4 protein-coding genes are annotated in these 12,888 nt (G+C 44.4%); all 4 read left to right on the top strand.

Annotated features, from left to right (window positions below):
* Window positions 1-314 precede the first annotated feature (314 nt).
* Complete coding sequence (locus tag J3P43_RS09385; protein ID WP_255901479.1) at window positions 315-4,526, top strand: hybrid sensor histidine kinase/response regulator transcription factor; 4,212 nt, start codon at window positions 315-317, stop codon at window positions 4,524-4,526.
* Between the two features lie 396 nt (window positions 4,527-4,922).
* On the top strand, window positions 4,923-7,367 hold the full coding sequence (locus J3P43_RS09380; RefSeq protein ID WP_255901477.1) for a glycoside hydrolase family 95 protein: 2,445 nt from the start codon (window positions 4,923-4,925) through the stop codon (window positions 7,365-7,367).
* A 374-nt stretch (window positions 7,368-7,741) separates the two neighbouring features.
* Entirely contained in the window at window positions 7,742-10,816 is a 3,075-nt protein-coding gene (locus J3P43_RS09375) for a SusC/RagA family TonB-linked outer membrane protein (RefSeq protein ID WP_255901475.1), read from the top strand.
* Between the two features lie 10 nt (window positions 10,817-10,826).
* A complete protein-coding gene (locus tag J3P43_RS09370; protein ID WP_255901473.1) occupies window positions 10,827-12,803 on the top strand; it encodes a RagB/SusD family nutrient uptake outer membrane protein in 1,977 nt (658 codons plus the stop codon).
* The last annotated feature ends 85 nt before the right edge of the window (window positions 12,804-12,888 follow it).

Raw genomic sequence — 12,888 nt, 5'->3', positions numbered from 1 at the left:
GATCGTGGTGGTAACCTCTATCCAAATAGGCCTTCTGTCCGTTCGCCTTGTTCCTGATGTCCAGACAGATATCTGGTTCCCGGATTTTGTTTCGAAGTTTTTTGCACTTATGTAGCATTAAATTAGACATTTGTTGCTGCGGACAGCGTATTTTTATATGTACTTTCGTATTTATAACCAATTTCATCAGTATCTTGAGCACCTTATCGGAAAGTCCCGTACAATAGTCTGAGATACTGATTTCAATGTATTTGAGTTTTTCGTTTAAAGTCTGTTCTCTTGCGAATAGAAGTTATAGCCACAGGTTAAACCGTATGCCAGTTAGTTTGATATTGAATCGTTTTTTCTGCTTTTGCTTGATTTTTGTAGGGGCAACGCAATTTTCCGCAGCCCGGCAGCAAAAGATAAACTTCACTTCTCTTACGTCTAAGGATGGCTTGTCGTCGAGCACTGTTACAGCCATCTTAAAAGACCGCCAGGGTTTGATGTGGTTTGCCACCGAAGACGGGCTCAATAAATACGACGGCACAAGCTTTACTGTTTACCGTCATAGCGACCTGGATTCTAACAGCTTGCCCACAAATTATGTTGTGTCGCTTCACGAAGATCGCTCGGGCAACCTTTGGATAGGCACAAACGGGGGGTCGCTGGTTATTTATAACAGAAAAAAAGATTCTTTTGACCGGCTAACCTCGTTCGCCGGTTTTAATACGCAAAGCAATGTTATCCGTGCAATCTGCAGCGATTACCTTGGCCGGGTTTGGGTGTCAAGTTTTTCGGGGCTGACTATAATGGATCCCAAAACAAAAAAGGTATCCAACTTTAGCGTTGATCCCTCACGTAGCGACAGATTGTCGACTTCCAACGTTGTTGCCATTTTTGAGGATAGCAGACGACGGATGTGGGTGGGGACAGATAAGGGCGTCTTTTTATACAATAGAGCAAAAAACTCTTTTTCCCATTTCCAGCACGTTCCCGCATCAACTTCAAGTTTAGTGGGCAACTCGATAAGATGCATTGCAGAAGATGCTGCAGGTACCATTTGGATCGGTACCGAACAGGGTTTGAGCATGCTGCTGCCAGATGGCAGGAATTTCAAAAATTTCCGCCACCGGTCAGGCGATAATACAACTCTGGCAAGCAACGACGTTTATTCAATTGCTGCAGATACTGGGGGCAAGCTATGGCTAGGTACTGAAGAGGGCCTAAGCATTCTTGACATCAAATCGTTCAGGATCGATACCTATAAACCCGACAGCCGTGATCTTCATAGCCTGACAGCAAAATCTGTTCGTTGTGTCTATATCGATAAACAGGGAATTTATTGGGCAGGTACCTTCAAAGGGGGGATTAACAAATACGATAAAAATCTAAGCCTTTTTAACCTCATCCAAAGCAATCCATTTGATGCCCGGGGGCTAAATGGTTCGAACGTTACAGCCTTTGCCGAAGCCGGCAGCGGCGATGTTTTCGTAGGGACAGACGGTGGAGGTTTAAATTTCTTTCACCGGAAGTCGCAGCTTTTTACGCACTATAGCCTCAAGCCGAAACGCGCTGGCGCGTCTTCAGCGGATTTAAGTATCCTGACCCTCCAAATGGCCCGAAATAATCGCTTGTGGATTGGAACCTATTCGGACGGACTTTTCGAGTTTGATCCCCGTACAGGAGGATACCGTCAGTTTTCTCAGGGAAATACCCGTACTTCCATCACCAATAGTAATGTGTTTTGTCTGAAGGAAGATTCTAAAGGGAATATATGGATCGGGACGAATGGAGGCGGAGTTAACGTTTACCATCCGGCCTCGAAAACTTTTAGTAATTATCACAGGGGATCACCGCTAGCAGAGCCGGTTTTGCTGCCGGTAAACGCCTACATCCGAACAATTGAAGAGGATAAAGCTGGTAACATCTGGATAGGTACACACGGCTCGGGAATGGCGGTTTTTAACCCTGCTACCAAGTCGGTAAAGCTTTATGATCAGAATACCAGTAAGTTGCCGGGCAATGTTGTCTTGTCGATATTCGCCGATAGCCGCCAGAATATATGGGTGGGAACACTTGGCGGAGGTTTAAGCCTTTTGGATAAGAAAAAACAGGAGTTCATTTCTTTTTCTGAACGGGAAGGCCTGGCCAACGGGGTGGTGTATAAAATTCTGCAGGATCAAAACGGACTGTTGTGGTTAAGCACAAATTCCGGAATCAGCAGTTTTGACCCTAAAACCAGGAAGTTTAGAAACTACAACAAGTATAACGGCGTTCAGAACAGTAATTTTAATCAGGGTTCGGGATTAAGATTATCCAGTGGCGAGATGTTCTTTGGAGGATTGGATGGCTTTAACTTTTTCTACCCTCGCGACATCCGGATCAATACCGACATTCCGAAGGTTTTAATTACCGATCTAAAGGTTGATAATGCTACGGTTATTCCCGCAGAAGACTCACCGTTGCAGGAGCATATTTCAATGGCGAAAGAAATTGATCTTGATTACAAGCAGAATTTCACCCTCAGCTTCGTCGCCTTAAGTTTTACCATCCCACAGCAGTACAAATACTCATACAAACTCGAGGGTTTTGACAAATCATGGAATGAAGTAGGGCATTCAAAAACAGCTTCATACACTAATATTGATCCAGGAGAATATGTTTTCAAAGTAAGAGTAAGTAATGCCGATGGAACTGCTTACGGAAAGATTACTACCATAAAAATACATGTAAAACCCCCTTTCTGGCTTACTATATATGCATACATTTTTTATGGTCTGGCTATTGCAGGTTTATTGTTTTATGTGCGATATCGCGGTATCCAAAAGCTCAGACGCGAATTTAAAACCGAGCAGGAAAAAGCCGAGGCCAGGCAGCTGATTGAACAGGAACGCAAAGAGGCTGAGCGGGTTCATGAACTCGATATGCTGAAAATTAAGTTCTTAACTAACTTGAGCCATGAGTTTCGCACTCCAATCTCATTGATCATGGGGCCGGTTGATACTCTTTTATCAGAGAAAAAGATAGAAGCAGGCAAGAGCCAGTTGTATATGATCAAAAGAAATGCAAGACGGCTCCTCAATCTTGTAAACCAATTGCTCGATTTCAGGAAAATGGAGGAACATGAATTACGCCTGAACCTGTCGCAGGGCGAATTCGTATCCTTTGTAAGTGAGATTTCAGACTCATTTAAAGATCTGAGTGAGCGTAAACATATCAGCTTGTTGTTTGAAAGTTCAATAGAGAAGTTTTTCACAACCTTCGATCACGATAAAGTTGAACGCATCTTGTTCAATGTTTTGTCGAATGCGTTTAAATTCACTCCCGGCGGTGGCACTATCAAAGTGGAGCTCGAAAAGTCTTCTGAAGAACGACTTGAAGGCGACTCTTCGGTAATTATCAAAGTAACAGATTCTGGTATTGGAATCCCTGCTGATAAACAAGAGAAGATTTTTGAACGCTTTTTCCAGAACGACTCTGTCACATCTGTCCTGAACCAGGGTAGCGGCATAGGATTGTCTATTACCCGTGAGTTTGTGAAAATGCATGGCGGAACAATCAGGGTAGAAAGTGAACCAGGAGCAGGTAGCGCTTTCATCATTGATCTTCCTCTGACGCCTCTCGAGTTTAATGACGATGCCGGGATCGAAACTACCTCGGTTTCTGCGGCAGAACAGAGCCTGGATATTGATGAAGATACAGAAGAAGTCATTTTAAATACAGAGGGGCAACGCGAACTAGGCGCGGGAGAAGTTCCTTCCATTTTGCTGGTAGAGGATAACGACGATTTTAGGTTTTATCTGAAAGATAACTTAAAAAACTTTTATCGGGTTTATGAGGCTTCTAATGGGAAGGAAGGCTGGCAAAAGGCACTGTCCAATCACCCCCAAATAATTGTAAGCGATATTAATATGCCTTTGATGGATGGTATTGAGTTCTGCCGGAAGGTAAAATCAGACAAGCGTACAAGCCATATTCCCATCATCCTGTTAACAGCTTTAACCGGAGAAGGGGAGCAGATAAAAGGACTGGAAACTGGAGCGAACGACTACATGACCAAGCCGTTTAACTTTGAGATTTTGAACGCAAAGATCAAAAATCTGCTTGTCCTGAATTCAACTTTAAAGAATACCTATACCAAACAGATTAAAGTACATTCGCCCGAGGTGGTTATCGAATCGCATGGCGACAAGCTGTTGAATAAGGTTGTATTATATATTGAAGAGAATATTAACAATCCAAAACTTTCGGTAGAAGACCTTAGCCGTCATGTTGGAATGAGCCGGGGTTCTCTATATCATAAAATATTGGAATTGACCGGCCTTTCTCCGGTGGAATATATACGCGCTGTTAAGCTTGATAAGGCGGCTGTTTTGCTTGAAAAGAGTGATTATAACGTCGCTCAAATAGCTTACATGGTTGGATTTGCAACGCCGAACTATTTTGCTAAATCATTCAAGGCGAAGTTCAATATGCAGCCTTCGGAATATATTGCCCAGAAAAGAAAAATAGCTGAAAGCCGTGCAAGAGAAGCAAAGGCCTGATTTGGATTATCAAACGGGCGGGCGACACCGCCTGTGCAGGTTAAGTTAAACCCGATATTCTGTTTATCTCATTGAGTGAGAAGTGCCAGCCTTAGTCCCGTGCAGACCAATGACTGCCAATGATCAGGTCTGTTTGAACATTTTTCCCCTTAATTTTAACAATCGGGCAAAATGCTTTGCGTTTTTCAGCCCAGATTTGTCAAACAACATAACACCATTATAAAATTTGTGGTCTGTACCCTGTAATATGATTTGGGCTAAACCTGGTAACATCCCTCACCATGTTAAAATAGCTCTGGCTAATCTCGGTACAGAAATTATTGAATAGTCCCGGCAAACCCATTTGAAGGGACTATTGGTTGTTAAATTGATTGTTTGATATAAACCTTGTTAACTATGAGTATACTTCAACGCCCGTTGCAGGCTGTCCTTCTGATTTGTCTGATAGTCAACAGTTCTATTATAACAGCTCAGCAGAGGAACGTATTATGGTACGATAAGCCTGCGGCAAACTGGAACGAGGCACTTCCGATAGGCAATGGGTATATCGGAGCGATGATTTTTGGCAATTCGGGGCAGGAACGTTTGCAGTTAAACGAGGCAACAATCTGGGGAGGCGGGCCCAATAACAATATCGACAGTGCTGCGCTTCCATACATCAATCAGGTAAGAGCTTTGCTCGCCGATAAAAAGTACGCCGAAGCGCAAGCCCTGGCAAATAAGAGTTTAGGACCAAAAGGAAATAGCGGAATGCCTTACCAGCTTGCCGGCAACCTGCTTATCAGTTTTCCAGGACATGAAAACGTTCGAAATTACAGAAGAGAATTAGACATTGAAAACGCCACCTCGTCCGTAAGTTACACTCTGGACGGTGTGGAGTATAAAAGAGAGTACGTTACTTCTCTTTCAAAGAATATTCTTGTGGTAAGGCTTACAGCAAGCCAACCCGCGAAGCTTAGTTTTAAGCTGAATCTTCAAAGTCCCCTCAAACAATCTGTTTATTGGAAAGGCGATGATTTATTACTTGCCGGCAAGGGCAGCGATCATGAAAATCAGAAAGGCAAAATAAAATTTAACGTTGCCGCCCGTGTTAAAACATCCGGAGGTTCAGTTGAAAAAGATAGTACCGCATTTAATGTAAACAGGGCCGATACTGCCGAAATCCACCTTTCCATTGCTACAAATTTTATTAACTATCAGGATATCAGCGCAGATCCCGAACGAAGAGCGTCAGCTTTGCTGGATGCAGCTCAGGGGAGTAGTTACCAGCGACTGTTGAATGAACATGTACAGGCCTATCGAAAATATTATAGCCGTGTGAAGCTGGATTTAGGATCCACTGCAGCAGCCATGGAGCCCACCGATATTCGCATTAAGAATTTTGCTGCGGGTAAAGATCCGCAACTGGCGGAACTTTATTTTCAGTTTGGAAGATACCTGCTCATTTCCTGCTCTCAGCCGGGCTCACAGGCGGCTAATCTGCAGGGCATCTGGAACGGAGAGCTAAAGGGGCCCTGGGACAGCAAGTACACTATTAATATCAACACAGAGATGAACTACTGGCCGGCTGAAGTTACACAACTTTCAGAGCTTCATCAGCCGCTGTTTAATCTTATACAAGATGTATCCGAAACCGGAAAGCCCACAGCTAAAGTAATGTATGGCGCCCGGGGCTGGGTTCTGCATCACAATACCGATATCTGGCGCATTACAGGAGTAGTTGATGGCGCCTTCTGGGGTTTATGGCCAACCTCCAATGCCTGGCTGTGCCAGCATCTGTGGGAGCACTACCTGTATACTGGCGACAAAGCCTTTCTGAAAAAATATTATCCAATAATGAAAGGGGCAGCCCAGTACTATATAGACGCATTGCAGCCCGAAAAGGAGCATAACTGGCTTGTTGTTTCTCCGTCCGTCTCGCCCGAGCACGATTATAAGAATGGAATCTCGGTTACTGAGGGCGCCACAATGGATAACCAACTGGTTTATGGCTTGTTCTCTTTAGTGATGAAGGCGTCCGCCGAGTTAAAAGCCGACAGGGCTTTTCGCGATAGCATCAGCCTTTTTCGCGACAGGCTCCCTCCCATGCAGATTGGCCAGCACGGGCAACTGCAGGAATGGTTGGAAGATTTTGACAACCCGGCGAGCAATCACAGACATGTATCTCATCTTTACGGCTTGTTTCCGGCCGACCAGATTTCCCCTTTTCGACAACCAAAGCTTTTTGCTGCGGCAAAAAACTCGCTGGTTTACCGCGGAGATGTTTCAACGGGATGGTCGATGGCCTGGAAGATAAATCTTTGGGCACGTTTGCTGGATGGAAATCATGCGTATAAACTTCTAACCGATCAAATTGCTCCTGTAACAAGTAGCAGACAGTCTGGCGGAACCTATCCCAACCTCTTCGATGCTCATCCTCCCTTTCAAATAGACGGGAATTTCGGATGCACATCAGGGATTGCCGAAATGCTGCTGCAAAGCCATGATGGAGCGGTTCACTTGCTCCCGGCTTTGCCTGATGTGTGGAAGAAAGGAAGTGTGTCTGGCTTAATGGCACGGGGCGGATTTAAGATTGACATGGATTGGGACGATCGCAAGATTACCAGGCTCGTGGTTCACTCTTCGCTCGGAGGTAATTTTAGGATAAGAACAAGCCATTCCTTAGTCAATACTCGCTTGAAGCCATCTAAGGGTAGGAATTCTAATTCGTTCTATTCTATACCAGTGGTTAAACAAGCAATCGTGAAACAAAGCGGCGTTAATTTGACTTTCTCACTCCCTGAAAGTTTCATGTATGATCTACGCACAAAAAGAGGCAGAACCTATAAACTTGTTGAGTAACCTAGTATTCGCATGGCCGAGGGATCTAGCTGTGTCATTTATCCAGACATTAACTGTATCCTGTATTGTACTTATAGGTCTCTTGTTAATATAACTCAAGCCTAATGACAAAAAATGAACATTTCTATCATTAATTTGGCGATTATTTACCTAAGTCAGATATTCTTTGCTCTAGATTTGTCCTGTAACTAATGTATTACAGTCCTTCGGTGTTTATCAAAACAACTGGTCTGTCGATATATCTGCTAACTAAACCTATTGTTTAAACCCGAAAGTCATAAACGATTTTGATATCATACAGTCCCTGTGGCCAATAAACCAATTCCATATATAATCAATGACAATATTTAACATTAACCAATGGATTTAAATCTATGAGAAATTTTTTATCAAACGATTTCAGTAAATGCCTCGTATTTACATTGCTCGCTTTCTTTCTAAGTGAATCTGTTTATGCGCAAACCAAGCGGATAAGCGGAAGGGTGGTAGATGGGCAAAACGAACCCCTGCCAGGGGCGGGTGTCAAAGCTAAATCCAGCGCCGCTGTAACCTCTACGGGCGTAGATGGCGAATTTTCACTTGATGTTCCTGTGAATGAGACGGCGATAATTGTATCCTTTATTGGCTTCACAAATAAGGAAGTTGATATTCAGGGGAAAACCAATGTCCTCATTACCATGGCGCCCGACAATCAAAGTTTAAAGGAAGTTGTCGTGGTGGGCTACGGTACCCAGCGAAGAGAAGCCGTAACAGGCTCGGTAGCTACTATTGGCGGGGAGACGTTACGCGATGTGCCTGCAGCTAATATTTCGCAAGCTTTACAAGGCCGTTTGCCAGGGGTAGAATTATCTCAAACATCCTCTCAGCCGGGCGCAGGGATGCAGATCAGGGTGCGGGGAACGCGATCTTTGAGTGCAGAGAACGATCCGCTTGTTGTGTTGGATGGAATTCCATTCGCCGGAACCATTGGAGATATTAACCCTAACGATATTAAGAGTATTGATATTCTTAAAGATGCATCTGCGACCGCAATCTATGGTTCCCGTGGTGCCAATGGGGTAGTGTTGGTAACCACAAACAGAGGGCAGCAAGGACAGAAAGCGAAATTAAGCTACAATAGCTTTTTCGGACCGAAAACGTTATTTTCAAAGTATCCGATGATGAACGGGCAGGAATTCGCTGCTCTTCGTGCTGCTGCCGGGAATTTGTACACTAACTCGCCAGATGAATCTAACGATGTCAGTACGGATTGGCAAGATCTCTTTTATCAAACGGGAAGGGTGATGAGCCATGACCTGGGTGTTTCGGGTGGTACGGAACAAGGAGGCTACAATTTCAATCTTGGTTATTTTGAAGATGAAGGAGTAGTGCCCACTCAACAGTTCACACGCTATAGTTTACGTGGTAGCCTGGATCAGGGCGTAGGTAAGTATGTTAAGCTAGGGTTTACTACAAACAACAGCTATAACTTTACAGAGGGCTCTAACGTTGGCTTGTATGGTATACTTGCAATATCGCCCCTTGCTAATCCTTATAACGAAGATGGTACTTTAAAGAGAACCGTTCGTTATTCCGGAGCAGATGAGTCATGGTTATATACCCGGGATGTATTAAACAATGTCAGCGACAGATGGCTAAACGAAACCAAAGCTTTAGCCACATATAACAGCATATATGGAGAAGTTAAAATTCCTGGTGTTGAGGGGTTAAAATATCGATTGAACCTGGGTTTAAATTACCGTCAAAGTAATAATGGGAGTTTTACAGGGGTTGGAATCAATAGTACTAATCCTGATACGAAATCGAGCGCAGCGCTCAATACTTCGTTTACCACCGACTGGACAGTTGAAAACCTCTTGACGTATGATCGTACTTTCGCTGAGAAACATCAGATAAATGTGGTGGGTTTGTATTCGGCGCAGGAAACCAGGCTTACTAACGCAAATGCATCAGGCGTTAATTTTCCAACGGATCAATTCCAATATTATAACCTGGGGCAAGCAGGAGAGGAGATGAGGGTTGGATCGGGTTTGACAGAATACGGTTTATTGTCGTGGATGGGACGTGTGATGTACTCTTACGATAATCGCTACATGTTTTCGGCCACACTAAGAACAGACGGATCCTCGAGACTTGCGCCAGGTAACAAATGGCATACTTATCCAGCGGTTTCTGTAGGATGGAATATATCAAGGGAAGCGTTTATGAAGGATTTTACGTCTATAAACCAGTTGAAATTAAGAGCTGGATTCGGGCAAACCTCAAATCAGGCGATCCGGCCTTATTCTACACTTGGTCGCCTGGGTACAAGACCATATAATTTTGGAAATAGTACTTATGCCACCGGTTATTATGTAACTGAGCTTCCAAGCGCCAGTTTAGGATGGGAATACTCCAAAACCTTAAATCTGGGACTTGATTTTGGTTTCCTTGACAATCGGTTGTCGGGTACAGTCGAGTATTATAAAACCAATACCGAAGATATCCTGCTCGGTCAGGGATTGCCGGCTACCACCGGAGCCGGAAGTCAAACCGTAAATATTGGAAAAACTCAAAATAAAGGGATCGAGCTTTCACTTAATGGTGTAATACTTGATAATGTTGGCGGCTGGACCTGGGAAGCTGGTGTAAACTTTTTTGGAAACCGGAATAAAATTGTAGGGTTAGCTGATGGGTCGACCAGAGATGAAAATAACTGGTGGTTTGTAGGCCACCCTGTAAACGTTATTTATGACTACGAAAAAACAGGCCTTTGGCAAGAAGGTGATCCGCATTTGAGTGTCTTAGAGCCTGGCGGAAAGCCGGGAATGATTAAAGTAAAGTATACGGGAGCGTACAACGAAAATGGCGTTCCGGTAAGAGCTATCGGTGCAGCCGATCGTCAAATTATTGAAATAGATCCCGATTTTCAGGGCGGTTTTAATACCCGGGTGGCATATAAAGGGTTTGATCTTAGCGCTGTCGGGATATTTAAAAGCGGGGGTATCCTTAACAGCACATTGTATGGTTCGTCCGGATATTTAAATTTACTAACCGCCCGCAGGGGAAATGTTAAGGTGGACTATTGGACTCCTGAGAACACCGACGCGAAATATCCAAACCCTGCAGGACCAAGAAGCGGAGACGGCCCGAAATACGGCAGTACCATGGGCTATTTCGATGCATCTTATGTAAAGGTGCGTACCATAACTCTGGGTTACAATTTCCAGGAAAGCAAATGGATGGGAAAAACAGGAATCGATAGGTTCAGAGTGTACTTTACTGCCCAAAATCCCTTTGTGCTATTTTCTCCATATCATAAAGAATCGGGCATGGATCCTGAAACTAACTCATTTGGTAATGAAAATGCGGCGGTAGCGTACGGAGAAAATCTAAGACGGATACTTACCCAGGGCACAAACGCCCCGGCAACAAGAAGCTTCCTGTTAGGTCTTAATTTGACATTTTAAAAGTATTCACATGAAACGGATAGATATAAAAACTTTTTTAGGAGCTGCCTTGCTGCTATTCACTGCAGGATGCTCGGATATTCTTGAAGAAAATCCTCGTAGTTCATTCGAGCCGGGTTTCTTTAAAACTGAACAAGGTGTGCGGGGCGGATTAACGTCAATGTATGCGCATTTACGATACATTTACGGGCAGGCATACTATTATAATGCTACACAAACCGGTACCGACGAACATACCTGGGGACAACAGGCCGATGGCAACTTTAAGGACATGGACTTGTCAGGTATTGGACAGCTTAATGGTAGTACAAGCCGTTCCGACGTTCTCTGGGGCGCTGCATTCTCAAATATTAACACAGCGAGCGGTATCATCGAAAATGCAGCAGCAGTAGGGATTGCGGAAGCACTGATTTCGGAAGCAAGATTTTTTCGCGCGTTCGACTATTTTCAGTTGGTGCAAACCTTTGGAGGAGTTCCTTTAGATCTTGGATCTGGTGAGCTGAAGTTTAATACTACCGCTGTGAGAACCTCGGTTCGAAATACAGTACCCGAAGTATATACCAAAGCTATTTTCCCGGATTTACTTATGGCAATTGAAAATTTGCCAATAAATCCAAGGGTTACGGGTGGAGCAACCAAAACTCTTGCGCGCCTTTACCTGGCTAAGGCTTATCTGACTTACGGATGGTGGCTGCAAAATCCTAATAATATTCCTACCTATCCGGCAGCCCCACGCACTGACCCAGACGGGCACGATGCCCAGTGGTATTTTCAAAAAGCTTACGATGTGGCAACTACAGCTATTGACAACCCGGGACCTTTCGGTTTGCAGCCTACGTATTATGATGTGAACCTGGCTTCAAACGATCGTAATAACGAAATTCTGCTTTATGCAGATCATACAGAGACCAGTGAATTATATAACGGCGGTAGTCTCACATTCGGAAGCGGCGGCGCTCCCGACAACTTTGCGGGTTGGATGGGCACATGGAACTATACAGAAATTACGAGTTCAACTAACCCTGGATGGACTTCACCTAAAAGTTCGGTTCAGCGAGCAGCAGTTCAGCCTTTAGGACGACCCTGGACCCGGATGGCGCCTCCTATTGGCGTGATTACGAACACCTTTGCCGATAAAACTCTTGACTCGCGATATGATGGTACTTTCACTACTGTTTACCGGGCGAACTGGAACTTAAATCCCAATGATAGAAGCATTGCAATGATGTATAATGCAAATAGTCTTCCAGTTACACCGGGCGATGCTATACTGACTTTCCTGGATTCGGAACCGTTAACTCCAATTAATTATCCCGCCTTTACTCCCGGACAAACTCAACATTCACCCGGGAGAAGTAATATAGGCGCCGGGGAATTGCCTGGGCGGGCAGATTTTGTTATTTCTCCGCGTGGGATAAGCAGGGTAGTTTATCCGGGTATTTGGAAGCTTGGCCCCTATCGCACAGACAATAACGGAGGCTTGGGGCAGCCAAACGCCGGGAGTACCCGCCCGTTCAATATTGCAAAGTTTTCTGAATTATATTTTATAGCTGCGGAGGCAGCTGTGAAAGGTGCTACCACGGCATCTGGTAAGAGTGCTAGAGATTTAATTAACGTCATTCGTGCCCGGGCCGGAAAATGGAGATGGAACAACAACGGTAACACTGCAAAGTCGGAAAATAACAGCGTTGCTATGACAGCTGCTACACCAGCCACCATCACTATCGAATACATTTTGGCTGAAAGATCACGTGAATTTTACGGAGAAGGGTATCGTTGGTTTGACCTGGTGCGAACTCAAAAATGGAACGAATTTGCCGGTACTTACCAAATTGCAGGAATCTTAAAGGGCGATCACACGCCAGCGACAATAACTCGTACCATTCAACCCCACCACTATTTGAGACCTATCCCTCAAGGACAGCTTGACGCGATGCAAATGAGTGCGGAAGAAAAAGTTAAATATCAGAATCCCGGATACCAATAGTCCACCTTTCGGAGTAAGGTATTCCAGTTTATCGAATCCACTCAGAGTCAGGCCATTTTTAAAGCTTGGCTCTGTTTTATTAAAT

Origin of the sequence: Paradesertivirga mongoliensis, from assembly GCF_024436395.1 — a bacterium.
Lineage (GTDB): Bacteria > Bacteroidota > Bacteroidia > Sphingobacteriales > Sphingobacteriaceae > Paradesertivirga > Paradesertivirga mongoliensis.
Note: the sequence above shows the minus strand (reverse complement) of the source record. Positions and strands in the feature narration are given on the sequence as shown.

Excerpts from the sequence above, each read along its gene's own strand:
- J3P43_RS09385 (WP_255901479.1), top strand. The coding sequence starts at position 315 with ATGCCAGTTAGTTTGATATTGAATCGTTTTTTCTGCTTTTGCTTGATT.
- J3P43_RS09380 (WP_255901477.1), top strand. The coding sequence starts at position 4,923 with ATGAGTATACTTCAACGCCCGTTGCAGGCTGTCCTTCTGATTTGTCTG.
- J3P43_RS09375 (WP_255901475.1), top strand. The coding sequence starts at position 7,742 with ATGAGAAATTTTTTATCAAACGATTTCAGTAAATGCCTCGTATTTACA.
- J3P43_RS09370 (WP_255901473.1), top strand. The coding sequence starts at position 10,827 with ATGAAACGGATAGATATAAAAACTTTTTTAGGAGCTGCCTTGCTGCTA.